26 protein-coding genes are annotated in these 26,158 nt (G+C 62.1%); 13 read left to right on the top strand and 13 right to left on the bottom strand.

Annotation, left to right across the window (positions count from 1 at the left end):
• Nucleotides 1–264: 264 nt before the first annotated feature.
• From ACMGF5_RS14710 to ACMGF5_RS14700, 3 genes are read left to right on the top strand one after another with little or no spacing between them, the layout of a single operon-like run.
• Nucleotides 265–1,161, top strand: a complete 897-nt coding sequence (locus ACMGF5_RS14710; protein WP_012313088.1) for a formate/nitrite transporter family protein — start codon at nt 265–267, stop codon at nt 1,159–1,161.
• Nucleotides 1,162–1,210: 49 nt separating this feature from the next.
• Nucleotides 1,211–1,336, top strand: coding sequence for a hypothetical protein (locus tag ACMGF5_RS14705; protein ID WP_414156907.1), 126 nt, complete (start codon nt 1,211–1,213; stop codon nt 1,334–1,336).
• Between the two features lie 48 nt (nt 1,337–1,384).
• On the top strand, nt 1,385–2,470 hold the full coding sequence (locus tag ACMGF5_RS14700) for a diguanylate cyclase (protein WP_414156906.1): 1,086 nt from the start codon (nt 1,385–1,387) through the stop codon (nt 2,468–2,470).
• Between the two features lie 14 nt (nt 2,471–2,484).
• On the opposite strand, the gene ACMGF5_RS14695 is transcribed toward ACMGF5_RS14700, so the two are convergent.
• On the bottom strand, nt 2,485–2,808 hold the full coding sequence (locus tag ACMGF5_RS14695) for a DUF2025 family protein (RefSeq protein WP_115273744.1): 324 nt from the start codon (nt 2,806–2,808) through the stop codon (nt 2,485–2,487).
• Between the two features lie 185 nt (nt 2,809–2,993).
• Here ACMGF5_RS14695 and ACMGF5_RS14690 point away from each other — a divergent pair, with 185 nt between their 5' ends.
• On the top strand, nt 2,994–4,175 hold the full coding sequence (locus tag ACMGF5_RS14690) for a GAF domain-containing sensor histidine kinase (protein ID WP_115273743.1): 1,182 nt from the start codon (nt 2,994–2,996) through the stop codon (nt 4,173–4,175).
• 49 nt (nt 4,176–4,224) lie between these two features.
• On the opposite strand, the gene ACMGF5_RS14685 is transcribed toward ACMGF5_RS14690, so the two are convergent.
• The 7 genes from ACMGF5_RS14685 to ACMGF5_RS14655 all read right to left on the bottom strand — a co-directional run bounded on the left by ACMGF5_RS14685 (nt 4,225) and on the right by ACMGF5_RS14655 (nt 9,093).
• Nucleotides 4,225–5,091, bottom strand: a complete 867-nt coding sequence (locus ACMGF5_RS14685) for an HlyD family secretion protein (protein ID WP_115273742.1) — start codon at nt 5,089–5,091, stop codon at nt 4,225–4,227.
• A gap of 11 nt (nt 5,092–5,102) precedes the next feature.
• On the bottom strand, nt 5,103–5,309 hold the full coding sequence (locus tag ACMGF5_RS14680) for a DUF1656 domain-containing protein (protein ID WP_414156905.1): 207 nt from the start codon (nt 5,307–5,309) through the stop codon (nt 5,103–5,105).
• Complete coding sequence (locus ACMGF5_RS14675; protein WP_414156904.1) at nt 5,296–7,287, bottom strand: FUSC family protein; 1,992 nt, start codon at nt 7,285–7,287, stop codon at nt 5,296–5,298. Before ACMGF5_RS14675 ends, ACMGF5_RS14680 begins: the two co-directional genes overlap by 14 nt.
• A gap of 180 nt (nt 7,288–7,467) precedes the next feature.
• A complete protein-coding gene (gene ccoM / locus ACMGF5_RS14670; protein ID WP_008097462.1) occupies nt 7,468–7,584 on the bottom strand; it encodes a cytochrome c oxidase subunit CcoM in 117 nt (38 codons plus the stop codon).
• A gap of 135 nt (nt 7,585–7,719) precedes the next feature.
• Nucleotides 7,720–7,881, bottom strand: coding sequence for a hypothetical protein (locus ACMGF5_RS14665; RefSeq protein WP_174142042.1), 162 nt, complete (start codon nt 7,879–7,881; stop codon nt 7,720–7,722).
• Between the two features lie 78 nt (nt 7,882–7,959).
• Nucleotides 7,960–8,289, bottom strand: a complete 330-nt coding sequence (locus ACMGF5_RS14660; protein ID WP_046787722.1) for a hypothetical protein — start codon at nt 8,287–8,289, stop codon at nt 7,960–7,962.
• A gap of 108 nt (nt 8,290–8,397) precedes the next feature.
• On the bottom strand, nt 8,398–9,093 hold the full coding sequence (locus ACMGF5_RS14655) for a M949_RS01915 family surface polysaccharide biosynthesis protein (RefSeq protein WP_414157856.1): 696 nt from the start codon (nt 9,091–9,093) through the stop codon (nt 8,398–8,400).
• A gap of 130 nt (nt 9,094–9,223) precedes the next feature.
• On the opposite strand from ACMGF5_RS14655, the gene rapA reads away from it, so the two are divergent.
• A complete protein-coding gene (gene rapA / locus ACMGF5_RS14650; RefSeq protein ID WP_125924208.1) occupies nt 9,224–12,070 on the top strand; it encodes an RNA polymerase-associated protein RapA in 2,847 nt (948 codons plus the stop codon).
• A 201-nt stretch (nt 12,071–12,271) separates the two neighbouring features.
• Nucleotides 12,272–14,536 carry a putative bifunctional diguanylate cyclase/phosphodiesterase gene (locus tag ACMGF5_RS14645; protein WP_414156903.1) on the top strand — a complete coding sequence of 755 codons (2,265 nt, stop codon included), beginning with the start codon at nt 12,272–12,274 and terminating at the stop codon, nt 14,534–14,536.
• Here the strand turns inward: ACMGF5_RS14645 and ACMGF5_RS14640 are convergent.
• Both ACMGF5_RS14640 and ACMGF5_RS14635 read right to left on the bottom strand, forming a co-directional pair.
• On the bottom strand, nt 14,436–15,323 hold the full coding sequence (locus tag ACMGF5_RS14640; protein ID WP_174142044.1) for an NAD(P)-dependent oxidoreductase: 888 nt from the start codon (nt 15,321–15,323) through the stop codon (nt 14,436–14,438). The two genes, ACMGF5_RS14645 and ACMGF5_RS14640, sit on opposite strands and share 101 nt — an antisense overlap.
• Nucleotides 15,324–15,483: 160 nt before the next feature.
• Nucleotides 15,484–15,798 carry a DUF2288 domain-containing protein gene (locus ACMGF5_RS14635; protein WP_046787726.1) on the bottom strand — a complete coding sequence of 105 codons (315 nt, stop codon included), beginning with the start codon at nt 15,796–15,798 and terminating at the stop codon, nt 15,484–15,486.
• Between the two features lie 359 nt (nt 15,799–16,157).
• On the opposite strand from ACMGF5_RS14635, the gene ACMGF5_RS14630 reads away from it, so the two are divergent.
• The 7 genes from ACMGF5_RS14630 (at nt 16,158) to ACMGF5_RS14600 (ending at nt 23,711) form a co-directional block, all read left to right on the top strand.
• Complete coding sequence (locus tag ACMGF5_RS14630) at nt 16,158–17,273, top strand: branched-chain amino acid ABC transporter substrate-binding protein (RefSeq protein ID WP_251961966.1); 1,116 nt, start codon at nt 16,158–16,160, stop codon at nt 17,271–17,273.
• A gap of 186 nt (nt 17,274–17,459) precedes the next feature.
• The gene (livH, locus tag ACMGF5_RS14625; RefSeq protein ID WP_008097482.1) at nt 17,460–18,383 is read left to right on the top strand and encodes a high-affinity branched-chain amino acid ABC transporter permease LivH; all 924 of its coding nucleotides are present in this window, start codon (nt 17,460–17,462) and stop codon (nt 18,381–18,383) included.
• Nucleotides 18,380–19,636, top strand: a complete 1,257-nt coding sequence (locus ACMGF5_RS14620) for a high-affinity branched-chain amino acid ABC transporter permease LivM (protein WP_125924211.1) — start codon at nt 18,380–18,382, stop codon at nt 19,634–19,636. Before livH ends, ACMGF5_RS14620 begins: the two co-directional genes overlap by 4 nt.
• Nucleotides 19,633–20,400 (top strand): high-affinity branched-chain amino acid ABC transporter ATP-binding protein LivG, encoded by a 768-nt coding sequence (livG, locus tag ACMGF5_RS14615; protein ID WP_039604710.1) that lies wholly within the window; start codon nt 19,633–19,635, stop codon nt 20,398–20,400. The genes ACMGF5_RS14620 and livG overlap by 4 nt, the downstream gene beginning before the upstream one ends.
• On the top strand, nt 20,401–21,102 hold the full coding sequence (locus ACMGF5_RS14610) for an ABC transporter ATP-binding protein (protein WP_046787727.1): 702 nt from the start codon (nt 20,401–20,403) through the stop codon (nt 21,100–21,102).
• Between the two features lie 223 nt (nt 21,103–21,325).
• A complete protein-coding gene (locus ACMGF5_RS14605) occupies nt 21,326–22,000 on the top strand; it encodes a COG3650 family protein (RefSeq protein ID WP_115273736.1) in 675 nt (224 codons plus the stop codon).
• A gap of 103 nt (nt 22,001–22,103) precedes the next feature.
• The gene (locus ACMGF5_RS14600; protein WP_115273735.1) at nt 22,104–23,711 is read left to right on the top strand and encodes an NAD(P)/FAD-dependent oxidoreductase; all 1,608 of its coding nucleotides are present in this window, start codon (nt 22,104–22,106) and stop codon (nt 23,709–23,711) included.
• Nucleotides 23,712–23,788: 77 nt separating this feature from the next.
• Here the strand turns inward: ACMGF5_RS14600 and ACMGF5_RS14595 are convergent, their stop codons facing one another.
• The 3 genes from ACMGF5_RS14595 to ACMGF5_RS14585 all read right to left on the bottom strand — a co-directional run bounded on the left by ACMGF5_RS14595 (nt 23,789) and on the right by ACMGF5_RS14585 (nt 26,104).
• Nucleotides 23,789–24,253 (bottom strand): glycine zipper 2TM domain-containing protein, encoded by a 465-nt coding sequence (locus ACMGF5_RS14595; protein ID WP_012313068.1) that lies wholly within the window; start codon nt 24,251–24,253, stop codon nt 23,789–23,791.
• 200 nt (nt 24,254–24,453) lie between these two features.
• Nucleotides 24,454–25,101: a pyridoxamine 5'-phosphate oxidase gene (gene pdxH, locus ACMGF5_RS14590; protein ID WP_414156902.1), complete on the bottom strand. Its 648-nt coding sequence runs from the start codon at nt 25,099–25,101 to the stop codon at nt 24,454–24,456.
• Between the two features lie 19 nt (nt 25,102–25,120).
• Nucleotides 25,121–26,104 carry an OmpA family protein gene (locus tag ACMGF5_RS14585; protein ID WP_174142046.1) on the bottom strand — a complete coding sequence of 328 codons (984 nt, stop codon included), beginning with the start codon at nt 26,102–26,104 and terminating at the stop codon, nt 25,121–25,123.
• Nucleotides 26,105–26,158: the final 54 nt, after the last annotated feature.

Raw genomic sequence — 26,158 nt, 5'->3', positions numbered from 1 at the left:
GCGCGCATTCTACGCTTTCCTCATTTGCTGTCAAGCGTTTGTTTTGAAGTTTTTTTGAATCTGCTTTCTTTCAAAAGCCTTGAACTTCAACAACTTACCGCCTGCCTCGTTGCGTTCAACGCTGCGAGGAGGCGAATAATACGCGGTTTGAAATTTGAGTCAACACCTTGATCTAAAAAACTTCAAGATGCATTTTGCAGCCGCCCGGCAACTAAATGCATGAACCATCGCTCTGTAGATAAACACTCCGTGGAGGGCAATGGCATGAGCGATGCGCAGAGCGAGAAGACCCCTGGCCTGTCGGCTGATGAAGAGAAGGAAGTCAGCCATAACCAACCCCCGAGGGCGGCGGTTCTGCACGAGATCATTCGCTACCAGGGCGACCAGGAACTGGAGCGCACCCTCGCGGCGCTGTGGTGGTCGGCCCTGGCAGCAGGCCTGACCATGGGCCTTTCATTCATGGCCATGGGGCTGTTCTACGCTCGCCTGCCGGAGGGTGAGAGTGCCCAGGTTGTCGCCAGCATTGGCTACAGCGCAGGCTTTCTTGCGGTGATCCTGGCGCGTCAGCAACTGTTTACTGAAAACACCATCACAGCGGTGCTGCCGATCATGACAACGCCGACCTTCGCCAACCTCGGGCGCCTTTTGCGGCTGTGGGGCGTAGTGCTGGTCGGCAACCTGGCAGGCACCTTGCTGGTCGCCTGGGTCATGCTCGAACTACCCATTTTCGACAGCAAGACGGATGTCGCCTTCCTCGAGATCGGCCGCAAGGTGATGGAGAACGATATCAGCCAGATGTTCGCCAAGGGCATTGTATCGGGCTGGATGATAGCGACCATGGTGTGGATGATCCCGTCCATGGAGCACGCCAAGATCTGGATCATCCTGATGATCACCTACCTGATGGCCCTGGGCGACTTCACTCACATCGTCGTAGGCTCGGTCGAGGTGTCCTATCTGGTCTGGGCCGGAGACGAAACCTGGCGCAGCTTCTGGCTTGAGTTTGCCCTGCCGACCCTGGCCGGGAACATCATTGGTGGCAGCTTCATTTTCGCGCTGATCAGCCACGCGCAGGTGCGCAGCGACAGCGGCAAGCCACCTTCGCAGCTATTAAAGGATGAAAAAAAGTCTTCATTCGGCAAGCAGGACAACAAGCAATGACCTTCAGCGCACCGCCGCAGCAGGTTCAGGCCCGCCAATGGAATCCGCCATGAGCATCATGAGTGGCAAGCCCCCAGGCACAAAAAAACACGCGGTCACCCATAGGGGCCGCATCAACCGTGAAATGGCTTGCAAGGTCATTTTTCGTCAATGGCAGACTGTTGAACACTATTGACGTGAGTTGTGCGATAAACGGCGACTCAGCAGAAGAACGACCACCATCATGGACAACCGCAGCGGCAAGGGACTTTCTTTCGTCAGGCGTATCTACCTGCCGCGCATGATCGGCCTGGGCATTGGCCTGTTCAGCGTCGCCGCAGCGGTCGCGCCACTTTCGCCCCCAACCTGGGCATGGTTGCTGCTGCTCTTCAACGGCTTGCTCTGGCCCCATGTGGCCTACCAGTGGGCACGGCGGTCGATTGCACCGTACCAGGCGGAACAGCGCAACCTGCTGCTGGATTCACTGATGGGTGGTTTCTGGACCGCAGCCATGCATTTCAACCCCCTGCCCTGCGTCACTGTGCTCTCGATGATGACCATGAACAATGTGGCCGCTGGCGGCAAGCGCTTGGTCATGCGAGGGCTAGTGGCGCAACTGGTTGGCATGCTGCTGGCCAGCGCACTGCTGGGCACAGGGCTGCAGCTCAACGCCACACCACTGCAGATCTATGCCTGCCTGCCAATGCTGACACTCTATCCACTGGCCCTGGGCTGGGTGTGTTACCGCCTGGCGATCAAGCTCGCCGAGCACAAGCGCCGCCTTCGCGACCTGAGCCTGACCGACAGTCTGACCGGGCTGCTCAATCACGGTGCCTGGAAGGACCTGCTCCTGCTGCGCTTCCAGGCTTGCCAGAACTTGCAGATGCCATCAGTGATTGCCCTGATCGATATCGACCATTTCAAGACCATCAATGACACGTTCGGCCACGTGGTCGGCGATTGCGTGCTGCGAAAGATGAGCGATGAGCTCAGACGCAACCTGCGGGCGGGCGACCTGGCGGGGCGCTATGGTGGCGACGAATTTTGCGTGATTCTGCCCGATACCAGTGAGAGTGAGGCCAGGCAGGCCATGGAGCGTCTGCGCGAGCGCATCGTTTGCTACCGTGACCCACAACTGCCGCATTTGAAAATCAGCCTGAGTATCGGCATGTCAGCCTTCCGGGCAGACCTCCAATCCCCCGAACACTGGCTGGAAAAGGCCGACAAGGCACTCTATTGCGCCAAGCGACGCGGTCGCGATCAGGTCAATTTCGAACATGACGAGACCACGGCGCTTCAGCCGGTATCCCAGGCAGAATATCCTCGCTGACCGCCGTTGCGCTGTCAGCAGCGCAACGAGCGCTGCGCCAGAATTTCCGGCAGGTCAGTGCGCCGCAGATACTGGCGCAACGGTTCGCCAATATTCAGCCGATCGTCCACATGCTGCTCCAGCAGCAGCGCCAGGCGCTGCCGACACAGCGCCATGCGCGCGTCCTGTTCCGGCCGCCAGACGAATTCACTGCACGGGATGATGCTCTCGTCAGCCACGTCCATACCGAACGCGTCTTCGGAGAAACGCACGATATGGACGCCGCGTTTGCCATGAAAGCCGACAAAGCCTTTGAGCTGGTCGGCAGCACTGCAGATGTCCTGGGATGTGATGGCCATGTCGAAACCTCGCAAATGATTGGAAGTGACACACGCCAGGCGGGCAACGGTCGCCTCTACAGGGCGACGCGCCAGGCCAGCCTAGCTCAATCGCAGGCCGTTTTGCCAAGGTTTTTCGCCACTGGCCCAACCGCCCCGCTAGACTGATGCGCTACCCTATTCCGTCGCCAATTTTGGGACCGTTCATGACCAACGCCATCAGCGCCGATATCGCCACCATCGGACGCATCAGTGCCGTGCCCGCCATCCTTCAGGTCATCTGCGAATCCAGCGGCATGCGTTTCGCCGCCGTGGCACGGGTTACCGAATGCAACTGGACTGCCTGCGCCGTACTCGACAACCTGGGCTTTGGCCTTGAGGTGGGCGGCGAGCTCGAGGTGGCAACCACGTTGTGCCACGAGATTCGCAGCTCTCACCAGACCATCGTGATCGACAAGGCCAGCGAGGATGAACGCTACTGCCGGCACCAAACGCCGCAGCGCTATCGCTTCGAAAGCTACATATCCGTGCCGGTGTTCCGCACAGATGGCCGCTTCTTCGGCACCATTTGCGCCCTGGACCCGAATCCGGCCTCGCTCAAAGGCCAATCAATCCAGCCCATGATGGAGTCGTTCGCACGCTTGCTGGCCATCCAGATCGAGAGTGAGGAGAGTGCCCAGCACACCGAGAGCGCCCTGCGCGAGGAACGGGCGATGGCCGAAGTGCGCGAACAGTTCATCGCGGTGCTAGGCCATGATCTGCGCAATCCGCTGTTTGCCATCACCGCAGGCGCCGAACTGCTGACTCAGCGCCTGGACGAGGACAAGAACCGCGCGATCGCCCGCCACATTCACACTTGCGGGCAGCGGGCTTCACAGCTTGTGCGCGACGTGCTGGATTTCGCCCGAGGCCGGCTCGGCAGCGGCATCCCATTGAACCTGCAGCCCTGCCCGGACCTGTCCGAAGGCCTCATGCATGTCGCTGCAGAACTGCAGCACGTACACCCACAGCGGCAGATCGTCCTGCAGGTCGGTGATATCGGCGGCCTGTACTGTGACCGCGAACGGGTGACCCAGCTACTCTCCAACCTTATCGCCAACGCGCTGACCCATGGTGCGCCTGACGGGCCGGTGACGGTCAGGGCGGCGATTGCCGATGAGGAGTTCGTGCTTAGCGTGCACAACAACGGGCACCCCATCGCCCCACAAACCCTGAACCAATTGTTCCAGCCCTTCACCAGGCCTCTGTCTGCGGCGCCAAGACAGGGGCTTGGCCTTGGCCTTTATATAGCCAATCAGATTGCCCTGGCCCATGGCGGACGCATGGAGGTCATCTCCGATGAGCAACGCGGCACGCTATTCAGCTTTCACTTGCCGGCCAATGCCTGAGGCAGATGCCGGGGCCGTCGACAATCAGCCTGTCATGCATTGCCCATGATCACTCGGGCGAATCCTCGTGAACCTGCACACTGGCCGTCATCCCCGCACTGAGGTTCATGCCTTCGGGAATGTCGTCCAGCCTGATGCGCACAGGTATCCGCTGGGCCAGCCTTACCCAGTTGAAGGTTGGCTCAACCTCCGGCAACAACTGGCTGTCCGGGTTACTGTTACTGTCGGTGATACCCCGGCTGATGCTTTCCACATGCCCCTGCATGGCCTCTCCTGCCCCCATCAGCCAGACCTTCACCGAATCGCCCACACGTATGCGCGGCAATTTGGTTTCCTCGAAATAGGCCTGGATAAAAAAGGTCGAGTCATCCACCAGGGCCATTACCGACTGGCCGGCATTCACATAGTTGCCCTGAGCAAGGCGCAAATTTGTGATGTGCCCACTGCGGGGGGCTCGCACCTCGCTGCGCGCAAGGTTGATTTTCGCCACCTGCAACTGAGCTTGCGCTTCATGCAACTCACCACGGGCAATGGCGGCATTGATTTGCGCGTTTTCGCGCAGCTCGGCGCTGATCGCCCCGGGCCCCAGAGCCGTGCGCCGCGCAGCTTCGCGCTCGCGCAGGTGCAACTGCTGGGTACGCGTTTCTGCCACCGCGCTGGCCTGATCGAATGCAGCCTGAAAGCGCTCACGATCTATGCTCATCAACAGGTCGCCAGCCTTGACCCGCTGGTTGTCCTGCACCTTGAGCTCACGCACCCAGCCGGACACGTCGGGCGCGATGACCACCACGTCGGCCCGCACCCGTGCATCACGCGTCCATGGGGTGAGCATGTAGTACTGCCAGAGCTTATAGCCGGCCAGAACGGCGATGGCGACCACGCAGAGGGTCACCAGGGTACGGACGACAGCACGCATCGAATCACTCCTTACAAAGGCCCCAGCAGGCGAACTACCAGGTACAGCACACAAACGAACAGCGCTGCGTCGAACAGCGCTTCATGCCAGATCCAGCGCCCCAACGGCGTGGCGTGCACGACAAAGCGCAACAAACCGGTAAGCACCAGGGCCATCAGCACGTAGATCAGAAAAGGGCTGAGCAGCACGCCGCCCAATGCCCACTCACGCAACCCCATGGGCTTCCTCCTGCCAGCGGCACCACTTGCCCCAGCTTTTCTGCAACTGCAATACCGCCCCTTCGGCCAGGCGTAACGGGTCACTCGACGGCAGGCGTTGCAGCGCCGCGATGAATCGCTCGCTGGCGGCATCCAGGCGCTGCCCTCGTCCGGCTGCCGGCCCGCTGGCCAGGACTGTTTCCAGTTGCTGCAGATATTCACGTTCGGCATCACCCAGCGGCGCCTGGGCGACTGCCAGGCACATGCGCAAATGCAGCAGTTCGTCGCCGATGTCCAGGCCATGCAGGCCGTCGTCCCAACGCTTGCGTTCGGCCTCGGGCAGCTCGCCGGCGTGCCGTGCCAATTGCATCAGACGGTCGGCCATGCGCCCGCCAAACCAGCTGTCGGCACCACGCAGGTCGCGCCGGGCCAGGCGCACCAGGTCGCTTTGGGTCGCCGCGCGCAGGCGCCGGCCAAGCCAGGCCGGGTGGCGGAACACCAGCAGGCGAAACGCCATGACCGCCGCACCTACACCCACCAGCATGGCCAGCGCACTGTTGAGCATGCTCGCCACACCGAACTGCATGGCATTGAGCGGCGACACCAGTACGATGAAGTGCAGGCAATAAGAAGTCGCCGTGGCTCCGGTGCGCGGGTGAGCCATACCCAGAGCCCCAAAGAACAGAGGTACGCCCATGCCCAGGCAAAGCATTGCAAAACTGCTCCACTGCGGCAGGATGATTTGCCCCACCAGCAATGCCGTCGGGATCGCCAGCAGGATGCCACGCAAGAAGCTCAGGCCGATCTGCGCACCATTTTCACGGCTGGCGAACAGGCTGCAGACCACACACGTCAACACCAGGCCACCGGGCGCAGAGGGCCAGGCGGTGGCAAGCCAGAAACCACTCATCACCAAAAATGCCAGCGCACTGCGTGAACCGAACAGCAACGCCAGCGACCAGTCGCGGTGGGCTGCCAGCCCCTGCGCCACATCCTTCGGCGCCCTGCCCACTTCGACATCATCGAGTGCCTGGGTGGCAGCCATGGCGTAGTCCAGTAGCAGGGTCATGCGGGCCAGGCAAAAATGCTCGGCAGAGCTGATCTGCTCGTCATGCGCGGCGTCCCAGATGCGCTGACGCAACAACAACAACAGGCTCGGCTGATCGGGCTTGGCCAACAGGGCGCGCACTTCTTCCAGCCATGGGCCAAGACGCAGGGTTTGCTGTTCATCCAGTTGCCGCCACTGGCGACGCACCGAGCGTGAGATCCGCAGCAGCACCATCAGTTTCTGGCTCAAGCCACGAATGGCCCTTGCCCGCTGGCGCCCACGCGGGCCTTCGAACCAGGCATGTTCGCGCTGGGTATCGATGGCAACGATACGCCCCAGGATCTCCAGCAGGCCTTGGCGCGCTTGGTCTTCACCGCCAAGCATGGCACTGGCCGTCTGGAAACCGCTGTGCCAGGCCTGGCGCGCCTGCCCGGCAAGTTGCTGCTCCACGCGCATCGGCCAAAGCAACGCGCTGGTGGCCGTTGCACAGAAGATCCCCAGGCAGATCTCGGTACAGCGCGCCACCGCCTGATCGAACACTTGCAGGGGCTTGTCGATCGCGGGCAAGGCAATGATCGCTGCGGTGTAGCCGGCCAGCACGAAGGCATAAGCCCAGGCGCTTCGCAGTTGGGTCGAAGCCGCGGTACACAGGGCCAGCCACAACGCCAGTGTGATGAGAAAAAGCCATGGCGTCTGCGCGAACAGGCCGATGAACAGCACTGACATGAAGGTGCCGACCAAGGTCCCGGCCAAGCGAGCAAGGCCCTTCTGTATCACCATGCCAGACAGGGGTTGGGCCACGATGAACGCGGTCATCAGCGCCCAGGCCGGCTGCTCCAGCCCCCAGCGCATGGCCAGCCACAGGGCAAGGCCGCCGCCAAGCAGGGTTTTGATGGCGAATTTGATGGCGAGGCTGCTGGGTGCGAACAGGGCCTGGAAGGTGATGGGCACGAAACGGACCTTGCGGGGGATGATCTGGTAAACGATAGACAATGAAGGGAAGGATAATGCTGAAACAAATAATTAGCTAGCTAATCATCTTTAGGCGCTGTCATATCAACCGATCAAGGCAAAAAAAAATGGGCGACCGAAGTCGCCCTAAATGCCTTGCGTGCCCGTGAACCTGGAAGGTCAGCGCGGCTTGCGCTTGTTCGAGTCCTTCCAAATGAAAATGCCAAGACCGGCAAAGAATGCGAACATCAACCCGACCGTTACCACACCAGCGATAACCACATTGTCGAAGAACATGTTGGCCTCCCGATTCGTTTGCCGTTGTCCGATGGATGCAAGGTAACGAATACGGGGGACGGGGAAATTGATCGAGGTCAATGGTGCCCGGAGCCGGGCACGCGAGGCGGGTGCAGGGTTGACCTGCGTCAAGTTTCAGCGCTTCTTGGGCTTGTTCTTGGGCTTCTTTTTCTTCGCCTTGCCCAGCGGCATGGCTTGCTCGAACGCCTGACGCACTTCGTTCAGGCGCTTTTCCTTGAGGTCGTGCACGCGCTTGGCACGTTCGGCATCGAAGTCGATGAGGTTGTCTTGGCTCATGGGCGGGCTCGAGGATCAACAGAGACTTGCATGATGCCGCCAGGCGTTGGCCATGACCAGCCCTGCGGCACAGGGCGCCTAGACTTCGATATCGACCAGCAGGCCCTGGCGCGGCTGCTCGCCCATGAGCGGGGCCACCGGTACGGTGTTGTCGCCGTTGACTTCTTCACCCGGCAAGGCACTGTAGCGCTCGTCGCCACCCTGTTTATTACGCCGCTGCTGCCGGCGCTGCTCCTCACGCAGCAGCAAGACCTGCTCCTGCGGGTCGCGTTGCTGCTTGAGGTCAATGGCGCTCTCCCCTGAGGCAGGCTGCGTGGGGACCACGGGCTTGATGTCCGGGGTCGGCTTGACCGGGTCCTGTTGCGAGGTCACTGGGGCGGCACTGAGCGGAATGATCGGCGGCAGCATGAGAATTCTCCTGTGCCCAGTGTATCGGCCGGTTGTCAGCCGCCTTGAGGGCCGGCGAATAGGGTAATGCGGCCGAAACCGGCCACGTCATGCCAGTATAGACAGCGGCTATGGAGCTTCGTCGTCAGGGTCGTCATCACTTGGCGGGCTGGCCTCGCTCCAAGGGCGCTTGAAGACCTGCTGCCAGACGGCGTTCATGTGCTCGCGCAGCACTGGCGCCGCGTTCTTCAGCGAGGCACTGTCCTCGCGCTCACCGCCGATCGGCTCTTCGCCTGCAGGGGTGATCAGCGACTGCCCAGTGATGGTGTAACTGGCCTGGCCCTCACGCATCTCGATGGCAATGTCATGCGAGTCGATGCCGCCGCCACAGAACGAATGGCTGGCCACCGTCACCTCGGCGATGCCGTCCTTGTTCAGGTCAGCTACATCGCTGACATCGTTGTAGAAGTCGACATCGAGGTCCAGGCCAGGGCAGGTGGTTTCCTGCTCGATCTGCCAGCGCGGCTTGAACCCGTCGCCCTCGGTGGCTCGCCCGTACAGCGTGGCCTTGAGCTCTACCTTGTCCACTTCCTGCTCGGACTCGGCATCGACCGCCTGGCCATCGCTGCGGCTGAGCACCAGCAGGCCTTCACCGTCACGGTCACGGAAATGCACGCTCTTGATCGGCGTCTGCACACCCAGCACCTCGAGCTGCTCCACCGGGATCGCCGGCAGGCTCTCGAAGTTTTTCTGCTCGCAAGCGGCCAGCAGCGCGAGGCTGCCCACGGCCAGAGAGGCGTTCAACCAGCGGTGCTTGAGCGGCATGGCGTGCGTAGCCCTCATCGGCAAGACGGTGTTCTGCGATGAAACAGCTAGACTCTTGGACTTCAACTCTATGGTCCGCCGGGCCTATCCGTTAACATAGCCGGCTTTTCATCGCGGGAGTTCAGGCAGTATGGCGCAGCAGTATCAACCGGGGCAACGCTGGATCAGTGACAGCGAAGCGGAGCTCGGCCTGGGGACCATCCTGGCCCAGGATGGCCGCTTGCTGACCGTGCTCTACCCGGCCACTGGCGACACCCGCCAGTATTCCCTGCGCAATGCGCCGCTGACCCGCGTGCGCTTCTCGCCAGGTGACCAGATCACCCACTTCGAAGGCTGGAAGCTGACGGTACGCGAAGTCGAGGACATCGACGGGCTGATGGTCTACCACGGCCTCGACGGCCAGAACCAGCCGCGCACCCTGCCGGAAACCCAGCTGTCGAACTTCATCCAGTTCCGCCTGGCCAGCGACCGTCTGTTCGCCGGTCAGATCGACCCGCTGTCCTGGTTCAGCCTGCGCTACAACACGCTGCAGCACACCAGCAAGCAGGTCCAGTCGTCGCTGTGGGGCCTGGGAGGCTGCCGCGCGCAGCCGATCGCCCACCAGTTGCACATCGCCCGCGAAGTGGCGGACCGCAGCGCACCTCGCGTACTGCTGGCCGACGAAGTGGGCCTGGGCAAAACCATCGAAGCCGGCCTGGTGATCCACCGCCAGTTGCTGACCGGGCGTGCCAACCGCGTGCTGATCCTGGTACCGGAAAACCTCCAGCACCAATGGCTGGTGGAAATGCGTCGGCGCTTCAACCTGCAGGTGGCACTGTTCGACGCCGAACGTTTCATTGAAAGCGACGCCAGCAACCCGTTCGAGGACGCCCAGTTGGCACTGGTCGCCCTGGAGTGGCTGGTCGAGGACGAAAAGGCCCAGGACGCGCTGTTCGCCGCAGGCTGGGACCTGATGGTGGTCGATGAAGCCCACCACCTGGTATGGCACGAAGACAAGGCCAGTACCGAATACAGCCTGGTCGAGCAACTGGCCCAGGTCATCCCGGGCGTACTGTTGCTCACCGCCACCCCCGAGCAGCTTGGTCAGGACAGTCACTTCGCCCGCCTGCGCCTGCTCGACCCCAATCGCTTCCATGACCTGGCAGCCTTCCGTGCCGAAAGCGAGCACTATCGCCCGGTGGCTGAAGCCGTACAGGAACTGCTCGACGAAGGCCGCCTGTCACCCAAGGCCCACGCCACCATCCAGGGTTTCCTGGGTGCCGAGGGCGAAGCCCTGCTGGCTGCAGTCAGCGATGGCGACAGCCAGGCCAGCGCCCGCCTGATCCGCGAGCTGCTCGACCGCCATGGCACTGGCCGCGTCCTGTTCCGCAACACCCGTGCGGCCATCCAGGGTTTCCCGGAGCGCGAACTGCACCCTTACCCGCTGCCAATGCCGGAACAGTACCGCGACCTGCCAGCCGGCGAGCACGCCGAGCTGTACCCGGAAGTCGCGTTCCAGGCACAAGGTGAAGTCAGCGACGAAGAGCGCTGGTGGCGTTTCGACCCTCGCGTCGACTGGCTGATCGACACCCTGAAGATGCTCAAGCGCACCAAGGTTCTGGTGATCTGCGCCCACGCCGAAACCGCCATGGACCTGGAAGACGCGCTGCGCGTGCGCTCCGGCATTCCGGCCTCGGTGTTCCATGAAGGCATGAGCATCCTTGAGCGCGACCGCGCCGCAGCCTATTTCGCCGACGAAGAGTTCGGCGCCCAGGTGCTGATCTGCTCCGAGATCGGCAGCGAAGGGCGCAACTTCCAGTTCGCCCACCACCTGGTGATGTTCGACCTGCCGGCCCACCCGGACCTGCTCGAGCAGCGCATCGGCCGCCTTGACCGGATCGGTCAGAAGCACGTCATTCAGTTGCACATCCCCTACCTGCAGGAAGGCCCGCAAGAGCGCCTGTTCCAGTGGTACCACGAAGCACTCAACGCCTTCCTCAACACCTGCCCGACCGGCAACGCCCTGCAGCACCAGTTCGGCCCGCGCCTGCTGCCGATGCTCGAAGGCGGGGACAGCAAGGCCTGGGATGCCCTGGTAGCCGAAGCCAAAGGTGAGCGTGAACGCCTGGAAGCAGAACTGCACAGCGGCCGCGACCGCCTGCTGGAGCTCAACTCCGGCGGTGCCGGCGAAGGCCAGGCGCTGGTCGAGGACATCCTTGAACAGGACGACCAGTTCGCTCTGCCGATCTACATGGAAACCCTGTTCGACGCCTTTGGCATCGACAGCGAAGACCACTCGGAAAACGCCCTCATCCTCAAGCCGAGCGAGAAGATGCTCGACGCCAGCTTCCCGCTGGGCGATGACGAAGGCGTCACCATCACCTACGACCGTGGCCAGGCGCTGTCGCGCGAAGACATGCAGTTCCTCACCTGGGAACACCCGATGGTGCAGGGCGGCATGGACCTGGTACTGTCCGGTTCGATGGGCAACACCGCCGTCGCGCTGATCAAGAACAAGGCGCTCAAGCCTGGCACCGTGCTGCTTGAACTGCTGTTCGTCAGCGAGGTGGTGGCGCCGCGCAGCCTGCAACTGGGCCGCTACCTGCCGCCTGCGGCGCTGCGCTGCCTGCTCGATGCCAACGGCAACGACCTGGCCTCGCGCGTGGCCTTCGAAACGCTCAACGAGCAGCTCGAAAGCGTGCCTCGGGCCAGCGCCAACAAGTTCGTACAGGCCCAGCGTGACGTGCTGGCCAAGCGCATCAGTGGCGGTGAAGCCAAGATCATGCCGACCCACGTCGAGCGTGTGGCAGAGGCGCAACGCCGCTTGGCCGCCGAAGCCGACGAAGAACTGGCGCGCCTGACCGCTCTGAAAGCCGTCAACCCAAGCGTACGCGACAGCGAAATCGACGCCCTGCGCAAGCAGCGCGAAGATGGCCTGGCAATGCTCGAAAAGGCCGCACTGCGCCTGGAGGCGATCCGCGTGCTGGTGGCTGGCTAAGACTGGATTGCAGCCATTGGGGAGGTGCCCATGCACCTCCCCTCTCCTTTATACCCGCGCGTTATCACCCCAATAACCAAATCGTTGCAATCAAAGAGCCATTACCCCGGAAGGTTTAAACACCCGTTCCTATACTCCTTTCTGGATAGTCTCCTTGGGGGTTGATTGGAGACCAGTGCGAACTCGACCATGGGGCAAGCAATGGAATGGCTGGGACTGCAACTGTTCTCCGATGTGCCGGCTAGCGGTAGCATCGTCATCGACTGCCGTCATGAACCACTACTGATCCTGATCGCCTTCGCCGTGGCCAGCGCGGCCTGCTTTGCCACCCTGGACATGGCCGAGCGCCAATCCCACAGCGAGCAACCGGCTGCCCAGAGGCAATGGCGCATGCTGGGTGCCTGCTGCCTTGCCGGCGGTATCTGGGCGATGCACTTCATCAGCATGCTGGCGTTCAGGGCACCACTGGAAATGCACTACGACGCCTCGCTGACCGGGCTTTCGCTGCTGATTGCACTGGGTGTGGCCTGGATGGCGATGACCAGCCTCGATCGCGAGCGCATGGGGCCGCAGCATTACCTGCAAAGCGCCATGCTGATCGGCCTGGGTATCATCCTCATGCATTTTGTCGGCATGGCGGCGCTGCAGACCGGTGCCAAGCAGTACTACCAAACCGAGCTGTTGCTGGCCAGCACGGCCATCGCCCTGCTGACCAGCCTGGCCGCACTGCTGATGGCCCGCTACTTCCGCAACGGCAGCGGCACTGTGCATCAAGCCCTGAAATATGGCGCGAGCCTGCTCATGGCCGGCGGCATCGTTGCCACCCATTTCACCGCAATGGCCGCGATGACGCTGGTCATTCCTGCCGACACCGCCCTGCGCTTGCCCTCTGCTGACAACAGCCTGCAACTGGGCCTGACCGTGGCCTTCATTACCCTGCTGATCAGCGCAAGCAGCATCAGCGCTGCCCTGGCCGACAAAAAGCTGCAGAGCAAGGAACACGACCTGCGCAGGGTGAACATGCTGCTCAGCCAACTGGACCAGGCCCGCGCTTCTTTGCAGCAAGCCGCTCACTACGATGCACTGACCAGCCTGGTCAACCGTCGGGGCTTCAACCAGGTGTTCGCCGAACGCCTGGCCGAACAGAACCCCGAAGTGCACCGCCTGGCGGTGATGTTTCTCGACATTGACCATTTCAAACGGATCAACGACAGCCTCGGCCATGACGCCGGTGACCAACTGCTCAAGGTGATCGCCAGCCATATCAAAGCGGCCACACGCAGCCACGACCTGGTGGCACGCTTCGGCGGCGACGAATTCTGCGTGGTTACCAGCCTCAATGGGCCTGACGAAGCTCGCCATCTGGCGCAGCGCATCATGCAGCGCATGAAGGACCCCATCGACCTGGGCGGGCGGCGCATGGTCATGACCACCAGCATCGGCGTCAGTATTTACCCCGACGACGGCCTCACCGCTGAAGAGCTGCTCAAGCACGCCGACCTTGCCCTCTATCAATCCAAGGGCAGCGGGCGCAACAGCCTGCACTTTTTCAACAGCGGCCTGAAAAATCGCGCCACCCTTGAACTGCAACTCGAAGAAGAACTGCGCATCGCCTTGCTTGAAGAGCGTGGGCTGCGCGTGCATTACCAGCCCATCTACGATCTGCGTACCGGACAGGTAGCCAAGCTTGAAGCGCTGGTACGCTGGCAGCACCCCCAGCATGGGCTGCTGAGCCCGGACCGGTTCATCGGCATTGCCGAAGCCAACGGCCTGATCGTCGACCTGGACCTGTGGGTGTTGCGCCACGCCTGTGATGACCTGGCGCAGTTGCATCGCCATGGCTTCGCCGACCTCAAGCTCACGGTCAACTGCTCAGCGGTGACGCTGGGCCATGACGGGTTGCCCAAAGAAGTGGAAATGGCACTGTTCCAAGCGGGCCTGGCACCTCGACACCTGGAACTTGAGGTCACCGAGAATGCCCTGATGGGTGACATCCAGCGCACGCTCAGCCTGCTCAAGCGAATTCGTGGCCAAGGTGTCAGCCTTTCGATCGATGACTTCGGCACAGGGTACTCGTCACTGGCTTACCTCAAGCGCCTACCTCTGGACGTCCTCAAGATCGACCGTAGCTTTCTTCAGGACGTGCCTGCCAGCCTGAAGGACCGTGAAATCGTCCAGGCGATCATCGCAATGGCCCATACCCTGCATCTTCAGGTGGTCAGCGAGGGTGTAGAAACTGTCGAGCAGCATGAGTTTCTGGCCGCCAACGGCTGCGACTACCTGCAGGGCTACCTGCTCAGCCGGCCGGTACCGCTGGCGGACCTGCGGCCGATCCTGGAGCGGCTCGACCGCCAGGAAGAAGCCTTCAGCGCTTGTTGCGATACAGCTCTACCAGGGTCGCCGGATCTTTTTGCAGATAACCCTGGCTACCGTGCAGGCGCATCAATTGCGCGGCGAGGCCACTGAGGGGGGTCGCCGTGCCCTGTTCGCGGGAGAACTTGACCGCACCGTCGAGGTCCTTGAGCAGCGTGCGCACATGCCATTTCACCGGTTCGAAACGGCTTTCGGCCATCTGCGGTGCCAGGATCTGCAGCGGCCTGGAGTCGGCAAAACCACCGGCCAGGGCTTGGGCGATGAGCGTTGCGTCCACACCTGACTGCTCGGCCAACGCCACGACTTCAGCAACCACCAAGGCATTGCAGGCCACGATCATCTGATTGCAGGCCTTGGTCACCTGCCCCGCCCCCACCCCGCCCATGTGCGTGACCCGCTGGCCAAGGGTAAGCAATACCGGGCGCGCTCGTTCCAGGTCGGCAGCCTCGCCGCCGACCATGATCGCCAGGCTGCCGGCCTCGGCGCCCGGCGTGCCACCGGAGACGGGCGCATCCAGCCACGCCATGCCACACAGGGCGGCCAGTTCGGCAGCCATCTCGCGGGTAGCGGTCGGCTCAAGGCTGGACAAGTCGACCAGCAGTTGCCCGCTACGCCCACGCTGGGCGATACCCTGCTCGCCGAAAACCACCTCGCGTACCACCTCCGTATCGGCCAGGCACAGCAGCACCATGTCGCTGCCCCGGCACAACCCGGCAGGGTCGGCAGCCAGCTGCGCGCCAGCCGCGACCAGCTCGGCACACTTTTCCGGGCTGCGGTTCCAGACGGTCAGCGGGTAACCTGCGGCCAGCAGGCGCCGACACATCGGCAGCCCCATCAGACCAATCCCGGCGAATCCAAGCGAAGGCAGTTCAGTGCTCATAACGACTCCTGGCAAATCCGATAGTTATCCGGGCCGTACCACGGCCCCATTACGCATCCCGTAAACTGTTACCGCCACGCCGAATTGTTACCTACCTCCACCCCACCTGAACGCCATCGAGCACCAGAATGGGGCGGCTGCGCATTTTCGCGCACCAAAATCATCCGGCGGATTTGGCGCTCTTCACCTGAATCACGATGAACGGCGAAACCACGACCGCCCATATCTCTGGATCGCGGGTTTGCAGGTCGAGCGCCTGTTCGGCCGTGACAGGGCCCACGGTGCCATCATCACGCCACTTGGCGAACATCTCGCTGCGATTCTGCGCCATCACTTCGGCAACCGCTATCAGGTCCAGGCTGGGGTCGACCCAAATCAGGTCACCCTTTGCCCAAAAACGCTCCAATGCCTTCCACTCGATAGTTGCCGTCTCGCCGAGCAATTTGGCATAGAGGGTGCTTGTTTGATCAGTCATGGGTTTTTACCGCAAATATCGGCCAATAAAAAAGGCCGGCATTTTTGCAGAAAAACCCGGTTTCAAATATGTAATTTGGTCGATTGGCCCAGAACTTGTGGGGTAGGGCCGAAGATGCAGGCGATGTAATGGCGCCTTTCTGTATCTTTGTGTCGATCATGCGACAACCCGCGAAACAGGCGCTTTTCGCCCGCTTTTCAAGCGCTCGGGCAGCGCTCTACACTGTACCGGTACAGTTCCGGGACATGTTCCGGGGGAAGGTGGGCATGCAGTGTGGCGTGGCCATACCGCAAATCCCGCCCGGTCTGTAGCCCTGGCCGCCAGGACTATAAGAATTACAACAGAATGAGTGGAGCACTATGATCAAGATTTCCAAGCTGTTCGCCGCAATGGTACTGGCCGGGGTAGCCAGCCATTCGTTTGCCGCCGATACCATCAAGATCGGCATCGCCGGTCCGAAAACCGGTCCTGTGACCCAGTACGGCGACATGCAGTTCATCGGCGCAAAACAGGCCATCAAGGACATCAACGCCAAGGGCGGCGTCGATGGCAAAATGCTTGAAGCCAAGGAATACGACGACGCGTGCGACCCTAAACAGGCCGTGGCAGTCGCCAACAAAGTGGTCAACGACGGCGTCAAGTTCGTCATCGGCCACCTGTGCTCCAGCTCCACCCAGCCAGCGTCCGACATCTACGAAGACGAAGGCGTGATCATGATCACCCCGGCCGCCACCAGCCCGGAAATCACCGCCCGTGGTTACAAGCTGATCTTCCGCACCATCGGCCTGGACAGCGCCCAAGGCCCTGCGGCCGGCAACTACATCGCCGACCACGTCAAGCCGAAGGTCGTTGCAGTGCTGCACGACAAGCAGCAGTACGGTGAAGGCATCGCCACCGCCGTCAAGCAGACCCTGGAAGGCAAAGGCGCCAAGGTTGCCGTCTTCGAAGGCCTGAACGCCGGTGACAAGGACTTCTCCTCGATCATCCAGAAGCTCAAGCAGAACAACGTCGACTTCGTCTACTACGGCGGCTACCACCCAGAGCTGGGCCTGATCCTGCGCCAGGCTCAGGAAAAAGGCCTGAAAGCCAAGTTCATGGGGCCAGAAGGCGTAGGCAACGACTCGATCTCGCAGATCGCCCAGAACGCCTCCGAAGGCCTGCTGGTCACCCTGCCGAAGTCGTTCGACGCCGACCCTGAGAACAAGGCCATCGTCGATGCCATCAAGGCTGACGGCAAGGACCCGAGCGGTCCGTTCGTGTTCCCGGCCTACTCCGCCGTGGAGCTGATCGCCAAAGGCATCGAGGCTGCCAAGTCCGAAGACACCGACAAGGTGGCAGCCGCCATCCACGCCGGCTCGTTCAAGACCCCGACCGGCACGCTGTCGTACGACGAAAAAGGCGACCTCAAAGACTTCAAGTTCGTGGTCTACGAATGGCACTTCGGCAAGCCGAAGACCGAAGTCTCCCCTCAGTAACTGCGTGACTGAATAGCTGACCGTAAAAGCCCACTGTGCGAGCAGTGGGCTTTGTTTTACGAGGTTCATGGACCTGATTCCCGCGATCCGGGGGCCGGTTCACCTGAAAATCTTAAAACCGTCACTCGCGGTTTCCTGGCCTACCCCCGCCAGCGAAATGCAAATCAGGTTTTTAGGAGCGCTGTAATGCCTGAGATCTACCATTTCTTCCAACAACTGGTTAATGGATTGACCATCGGCAGCACCTATGCCTTGATCGCCATCGGTTACACGATGGTGTACGGCATCATTGGCATGATCAACTTCGCCCATGGCGAGGTGTACATGATCGGTTCCTATGTGGCCTTCATCGCCCTCGCAGGGCTGGCCATGATGGGTATCCATTCGCTGCCGATCCTGATGACCGTTGCCTTCGTCGCGACGATCTTCGTCACCAGCGCCTATGGCTACAGCATCGAACGGGTTGCCTACCGCCCCCTGCGCAACAGCAACCGTCTGATCCCGCTGATTTCCGCCATCGGCATGTCGATTTTCCTGCAGAACACCGTGCTGCTGTCGCAGGATTCCAAGGACAAATCCATCCCTAACCTGATCCCCGGGAGCTTCTCCTTCGGGCCAGGCGGTGCTGAAGAAGTCCTGATCAGCTACATGCAGATCCTGGTGTTCGTGGTCACCCTGGTGGCCATGACCCTGCTGACCCTGTTCATCTCCCGCTCTCGCCTGGGGCGCGCCTGCCGCGCCTGCGCCGAGGACATCAAGATGGCCAACCTGCTGGGCATCAACACCAACAACATCATCGCCCTGACCTTCGTCATCGGTGCCGCGCTGGCGGCGGTGGCGGCTGTGCTGCTGAGCATGCAGTACGGCGTGATCAACCCCAACGCCGGTTTCCTGGTGGGCCTGAAGGCCTTCACGGCGGCGGTACTGGGTGGCATCGGCAGCATTCCGGGCGCGATGCTCGGTGGCCTGGTGCTGGGCGTGGCCGAAGCCTTTGGCGCTGACATCTTCGGCGACCAGTACAAGGACGTGGTGGCATTCGGCTTGTTGGTTCTTGTCCTGCTGTTCCGGCCGACCGGCATCCTCGGCCGCCCGGAGGTTGAAAAAGTATGAACAGAAATCTCAAACAAGCGTTCTTCAGCGCCTTGCTGGTGTGGGCCGTGGCCTTCCCGGTGCTGGGCCTGAAACTGAGCATCGATGGCATCAGCCTGGTGGTGCACAGCCAGGGCTCGTTCACCATCGGCATCATCGCCGCATGCTCGGTGCTGATGTTCCTGCGCGTGCTGTTCGACAGGCAGTGGAGCTCGGTGATGGGCCGCCGCTCGGATCGCAAGCTGATCTCGCCCGCGGTAAGCAATTACCTGACCCTGCCCAAGACACAGCGCTGGATCATCATCGGGCTGATCGCGGTGGCGCTGGTCTGGCCGTTCTTCGGCTCGCGCGGCGCCGTCGACATCGCCACGCTGATCCTGATCTACGTGTTGCTGGGCCTGGGCCTGAACATCGTGGTCGGCCTGGCGGGCCTGCTGGACCTGGGTTACGTCGGCTTCTACGCTGTCGGCGCCTACAGCTATGCGATGCTGTCGCACTACCTGGGCTGGAGCTTCTGGGTATGCTTGCCGATCGCCGGCCTGATGGCCGCGACCTTCGGCTTCCTGCTCGGCTTCCCGGTGCTGCGCCTGCGCGGTGACTACCTGGCGATCGTGACCCTGGGCTTCGGCGAGATCATCCGCCTGTTCCTGCGAAACCTGACCGACTGGACCGGCGGCCCCAACGGCATCAGCAACATCCCCAAACCGGAGCTCTTCGGCCTCACCTTCGAGCGGCGTGCTGCCGAGGGGATGCAGACCTTCCACGAGTACTTCGGGTTGCCGTACAACTCGATCAACAAGGTCATCTTCCTCTACCTGGTGGCACTGTTGCTGGCACTGCTGGCGCTGTTCGTCATCAATCGCCTGCTGCGCATGCCCATCGGGCGCGCCTGGGAGGCGCTGCGTGAAGATGAGATCGCCTGCCGCGCGCTAGGCCTGAACCCGACTGTGATCAAGCTCTCGGCATTCACCCTGGGCGCCTGCTTCGCCGGTTTCGCCGGCAGCTTCTTCGCCGCCCGTCAAGGGTTGGTGACACCCGAGTCGTTCACCTTCATCGAGTCGGCGATCATCCTCGCCATCGTCGTGCTTGGCGGCATGGGCTCACAACTGGGCGTGATCCTCGCGGCCATCGTGATGATCCTGCTACCTGAGCTGATGCGTGAGTTCAGCGAATACCGGATGTTGATGTTCGGTGCGCTGATGGTGTTGATGATGATCTGGCGTCCGCAAGGCTTGCTGCCTATGCAACGTCCACACATGGAGCTGCGTCGATGAGCCGCGAAATTCTGCAAGTCAGCGGCCTGAGCATGCGCTTCGGCGGCTTGTTGGCGGTCAACGGCGTGGCCCTGACCGTCAAGGAAAAACAGGTAGTGGCGCTGATCGGCCCGAACGGCGCCGGCAAGACCACCGTGTTCAACTGCCTCACCGGCTTCTACAAGCCCAGCGGCGGCACCATCCTGCTCGACGGCCAGCCGATCCAGGGCCTGGCCGGCCACCAGATCGCCCGCAAGGGCGTGGTGCGGACCTTCCAGAACGTGCGCCTGTTCAAAGAGATGACCGCGCTGGAAAACCTGCTGATCGCCCAGCACCGCCACCTCAACACCAACTTCTTCGCCGGCCTGTTCAAGACCCCAAGCTTCCGCCGCAGCGAGAAAGAGGCCTTGGAGCGCGCGCAGTACTGGCTGGAGAAGGTCAACCTGACCGAGTTCGCCAACCGCACCGCCGGCACCCTCGCCTACGGCCAGCAACGCCGCCTGGAAATCGCCCGCTGCATGATGACCCAGCCGCGGATCATCATGCTGGACGAGCCGGCAGCGGGCCTGAACCCCAAGGAAACCGAGGACCTCAAGGCGTTGATCGCCTATCTGCGTGAGTCGCACAACGTCACCGTGCTGCTGATCGAACACGACATGAAGCTGGTGATGAGCATTTCCGACCATATCGTCGTCATCAACCAGGGCACGCCCCTGGCAAACGGCACACCGGAGGAAATTCGCGACAACCCTGACGTGATCAAAGCCTACCTGGGGGAAGCGTAAATGCTGAAGTTCGAGAACGTCTCCACCTTCTACGGCAAGATCCAGGCGTTGCACAGCGTCAACGTCGAGATCAATCAGGGTGAGATCGTCACCCTGATTGGTGCCAACGGTGCGGGCAAGTCAACCTTGCTGATGACCCTGTGCGGCTCGCCGCAGGCGCACAGCGGCAGCATCAAGTACCTGGGTGAAGAGCTGGTCGGCCAGCCTTCTTCGCACATCATGCGCAAGAGCATCGCCGTGGTCCCGGAGGGCCGCCGTGTGTTCGCCCGCCTGACCGTCGAGGAAAACCTCGCCATGGGCGGCTTCTTCACCGACAAAGGCGACTATCAGGAGCAACTGGACAAAGTCCTGCAACTGTTCCCGAGGCTGAAAGAGCGTTATCTCCAGCGCGGCGGCACCATGTCCGGCGGCGAGCAGCAGATGCTGGCCATCGGCAGGGCGCTGATGAGCAAGCCCAAGCTGCTGCTGCTCGACGAGCCCTCGTTGGGCCTGGCGCCTATCATCATCCAGCAGATCTTCGACATCATCGAACAGTTGCGCCGCGATGGCGTGACGGTGTTCCTGGTGGAACAGAACGCCAACCAGGCGTTGAAGGTCGCCGATCGGGCCTATGTGCTGGAGAATGGCCGGGTTGTAATGCAAGGCACGGGGGAGGCGCTGCTGACCGACCCGAAAGTGCGTGACGCCTACCTGGGCGGTTGACTGGCAAAGGGCTTCGGGTTCAGGCCAGTCAGTTAGCTTTATCAGGGCTGCTACGCAGCCCATCGCCGGCAAGCCAGCGCCTACAGGGTCAGCGCTGTTCCTGTAGCAGCCGGCTTGCCGGCGATGGGCCGCAAAGCGGCCCCAAATTGCTTTCTCTTGTGATCAGCGCCTGGCATGGGTACCGTGGCCTGCACTTCATGCAAGCATCCCGGAGCCCCGTCCCATGCGCCTCACCCCTTCCCTGCTACTCACCGCCCTGCTGCCCCTGTTCGCCGGCTGCCAGATGCTGGCCGCCCCACCAAGCGATCCGAACATCGGCACTGTGCGCATGCAGGGCGAATTGAGCGCCGGGGGCGGCCAGTTGCTGTTCAAGCCCTGCAATGAACCCCGTCGCTTCGTGATCAAGGATGTGGCCGGCACCGGCATTTTGCAGGAAGCCGCCAACCTGGCAGACGACGCCGGTGACAAACTGTTCGCCGATGTACGCGGGCGCCTCACCGGCAGCAAGCAGGCCAACAGCGACGGCCAGCTCGAGGTGCGCCGCCTGTACCGCCTGGACCCGTCCACCCGCGCCTGCGAAGATCCCAACTTCAAGCAGCTGACCCTGCGCGCCAGCGGCCATGAGCCTGAGTGGGACATCAAGGCCAGTGGCAAAGGCATGGTGCTCAACCGCATTGGCAAGGAGCCATTGCCGCTGCCCTTCCTGGAAGAGGAAGTGCCCGGCGGCGGCCTGACCCTGAGCAGCGAAGCCAACGGCCAGCAGGTGGAACTGTGGGTCGCCCCGCAGCGTTGCGTCGATACTGCCACCGGTGCCGTGCACCACCTGCGCGCCGAGCTGAGCATCGATGGCCAGACCCTGCAGGGCTGCGGCTACTACGGCGGTGCACGCGACAACTGATCGCCGGGCACTTTTATCCTGCCAGTCAGGGCGGCGAACAGCTTATACTTGGCGGTTTGTGTAAAGCCGCCGGCCGACCATGGCCGGGATACTGGACCCTGCCATGCTACGAATCACCGAACTGAAGCTGCCCCTGGACCATCCCGACGAAGCGCTGCGCGAAGCCATTGTCCAGCGCCTGGGCATCCGCGATGAGCAACTGCTCAGCTTCAACCTGTTCAAGCGCAGCTACGATGCGCGCAAGAAGAACAGCGAATTGCTGTTCATCTACACCATCGACCTTGAAGCCAGCAACGAAGCGGAGCTACTAGCCAAGTTCGCTGACGATCGCAACATCAGCGTCGCGCCGGATGTCACCTACAAGTACGTTGGCCACGCCCCTGCCGACCTGCAGGAGCGTCCGGTCGTGGTCGGCTTCGGCCCGTGCGGTATCTTCGCCGGCCTGCTGCTGGCCCAGATGGGCTTCAAGCCGATCATCCTCGAGCGTGGCAAGGAAGTGCGCCAGCGCACCAAGGACACCTGGGGCCTGTGGCGCAAGAGCGTGCTCAACCCCGAGTCCAACGTGCAGTTCGGCGAAGGCGGTGCCGGGACCTTCTCCGACGGCAAGCTGTACAGCCAGATCAAGGACCCGCTTCACCATGGCCGCAAGGTACTGGAAGAGTTCGTCAAGGCCGGTGCGCCGGACGAGATCCTCTACATCAACAAGCCGCACATCGGTACCTTCCGCCTGACCGGCATGGTCGAGCAGATGCGCCAGGACATCATCGCCCTGGGCGGTGAAGTGCGCTTCCAGGAAAAAGTCACCGACCTGCTGATCGACGATGGCCAACTGAGCGGCGTGGTGCTGGAGAGCGGCGAGCAGCTGCAGTCGCGCCACGTGGTGCTTGCCTTGGGCCACAGCGCCCGTGACACCTTCCGCATGCTGCACGGCAAAGGCGTGTTCATGGAAGCCAAGCCCTTCTCGGTGGGCTTCCGTATCGAGCACCCGCAAACGCTGATCGACAAGGCGCGCCTTGGCAAATATGCCGGTCACCCGAAACTGGGTGCCGCTGACTACAAGCTGGTGTACCACGCCAAGAACGGCCGCTCTGTATACAGCTTCTGCATGTGCCCCGGCGGTACCGTGGTCGCTGCCACCAGCGAACCAGGCCGCGTCGTCACCAATGGCATGAGCCAGTATTCGCGTAACGAGCGCAACGCCAACTCCGGCATCGTGGTCGGTATCGACCCTGAGCGCGATTACCCGGGCGGCCCGCTGGCGGGTATCGAGCTGCAGGAGCGCCTGGAGGCGCACGCTTATGTAATGGGCGGGAGCAACTATCAGGCACCGGCACAGTTGGTGGGTGACTTCGTTGCCGGCAAACCCTCCACCGCGCTGGGTAGCGTCGAGCCGTCTTACAAGCCGGGCGTGACCTTGGGTGACCTGGCGCCGAGTTTGCCGGATTTCGCCATCGAGGCAATCCGCGAGGCGCTGCCAGCCTTCGATCGACAGATCAAAGGCTACAACCTGCATGACGCAGTGCTGACTGGCATCGAGACACGCACCTCCTCGCCGCTGCGCATCACCCGCGGCGAGGATTACCAGAGCCTGAACGTGAAGGGGTTGTTCCCTGCAGGTGAAGGTGCCGGGTACGCCGGGGGCATTCTTTCGGCGGGTGTTGATGGCATTCGCATTGCCGAAGCCGTGGCGCGGGATATGCTCGGGCTGTAAGCCGGCGACAGGGCCAGGGCAGGCAAATAAAAAACCCCGAACGGGCCTGGCCAGTTCGGGGTTTTGTTTTGGCGCGGTCAGTGCGTAACGCGGCTGGTACCGTCGACAGTCATGATGCGCACACGCTCACCGACGCGGAAGATTTCGTTCTCCTGCACGGCCTGAACGTAGGCGCGCATGCTGCCATCGTCCTCACGCACGGTGATTTCGACACCTTGGGTGCGGGTGATGCCTTCCTCGGCAGCGGAACCCGCCAGGCCACCGGCCACGGCACCGATTACCGCTGCAACGATACTGCCACGGCCACCACCAATGGCACTGCCGGCAACACCACCGACAATCGCGCCTGCACCGCCGCCGATAGGGGTTTTGGTGCCTTCGATCTTGACCGGACGCAGGGACTCGATAGTACCCATGCGCACGGTCTGCACGCGACGGGCCTCATCACGGGAGTAGCTGTCGCCGGTCAGGCTCGAAGCACAGCCGCCCAACAACAACGACATGGTGGTAAAGGTCGCCACCAGCAAAGCGGATTTACGCATGGGTAAAGTCTCCATAAGTCAGGTGTCCATTAGACGCTGCACCTCGACGGCTGTCACGGTAGCAAAGCCATAAAATTATTTCCGTTCAGCTACGGTACAGTCTCCGAGCCGGGCCTGGAGATCTAGACAGAGGATAGTCAGGGTTTACTGCATTGAAGTGGTGACAGCATGCATGGGGCTACCGCGCAGCCCCATGAACGTCACGGAGCCAGGCGCTCGCGCTGCCACTGGCCATCGACCCACCGATAGTTCAGCCGGTCGTGCAGCCGGCTCGCCCGCCCTTGCCAGAACTCGATGCGCTCGGGCAGCAGGCGGTAGCCTCCCCAATGCTCGGGGCAGTGGGGCTGGGTGTCGGAGAACCGGGCCTCAGTGGCCTTCACCAGCCCTTCGAGCGCCTCGCGGCTGGCAATCACCCGGCTTTGCGGTGACGCCCAGGCCCCAAGGCGGCTCCCCAGCGGGCGGACCTGGTAATAGTCATCCGACTCTTGGGGCGTAACCTTTTCCACACGCCCCTCAATGCGCACCTGACGCTCCAGCGCCGGCCAGAAGAAGGTCATGGCAGCGTAGGGGTTGGCCCGGAGTTGCTGGCCCTTGGCGCTGTCGTAGTTGGTGAAGAAGGTGAACCCTCGGTCGTCGAGCCCCTTGAGCAGCAAAACGCGGCAATGGGGACGGCCATCACCGTCAACCGTGGCGAGGGTCATGGCATTGGCCTCCACCGGTGCCTGCTCGGTCTTTACCGCATCGGCGAACCACTGATGGAACAGAGCGAACGGCTCGCCCGGCGCCTGGGCTTCTGCCAGGCCATCACGGGTGTAGTCGCGGCGCATATCGGCCAGGGATTGGGTCATGGCTGCGTTTCCTTGACGATCAGTTGGTCTTCGCAGGGCTGTTGGCGGCTACTTTTTTCTCGGCCGTAGCTTTCTTGGCAGCGGGCTTGGCCGGCGCGGCTTTCTTTTTGGCGGTGGTTTTAGCAGGTGCCTTGGCTTTGGCTGCAGGCTTTTTGGCAGCAGGTTTGGCCGCTGCCTTGGCGGCTGGTTTGGTAACAGCTGCCTTGGTAGCGGGTGCCTTGGTGTCCTGGACAGCGACCATCGAGGCCGGTGCCGGCGCTGGCCGCTGATATTTGGCCATCAGGGCAAGCATGGTGTTCTGCGGGGTCAGCAGCATCTCCACGCGGCGGTTAAGGGACCGGCCTTCGACGCTGTCGTTGGCCGCGCGCGGCATTTCAGAGCCCATGCCCTTGAGCGAAAGACGGTCACGCTTCAAGCCGCTCAAACGGAAGATCGCCGACACGGAAGCGGCGCGCTCCAGGCTGAGCTTCTGGTTGGTAGCAGCAGCGCCGCTGGTGTCGGCGTGGCCCAGCACCAGCACGGCAGTCTTGGGGTCGCCTTCGACGGCTTTGGCCACACGGGTAATCGGGCCCAGGCTCATAGGCAACAGCATGTTCGGACGGTCCGGGTTGTAGGAGCTGTCAGCCGGGATGGTCACAACCAACACATTCTCACGGCGCTCCAGCTCCAGTTTGCTGTCCTTGATCGCTTCACGCAGTTTTGGCTCGTACTGATCGAGCCAGGCCTGGGTGGCCTTTTCGTCGATTTTTGGTACAACCGGGCCCTTGGCCTGCTTGTCGTCACCGCCAAAGGGCCACCACCAGCGGCTGGCGCTCTCGGACTTGGCATCGGCCTTGGCGACTTTTTCGGTGACGGCCTGCTTCACTTCCTGCTCGGCGACCTCGTCCGTACCGAATGGCCACCAGCTGCTGAGGCCGCCCTTCGAGGCATCCTGAGAATGGCTGGCGCAGCCGGTCATAGCGGTCAGGCACAGGGCGAGAGCTAAGGTTTTATGTGAAGACATCAGCGATACACCATGAAATAGAAAGAAATTTTGCCCACACACTTGAGGCGTTGG

The organism is Pseudomonas sp. BNK-15 (genome assembly GCF_047456105.1).
In the GTDB taxonomy this organism is placed as follows: Bacteria; Pseudomonadota; Gammaproteobacteria; order Pseudomonadales; family Pseudomonadaceae; genus Aquipseudomonas; species Aquipseudomonas putida_E.
This window is presented reverse-complemented; position numbering and strand designations above follow the sequence as displayed.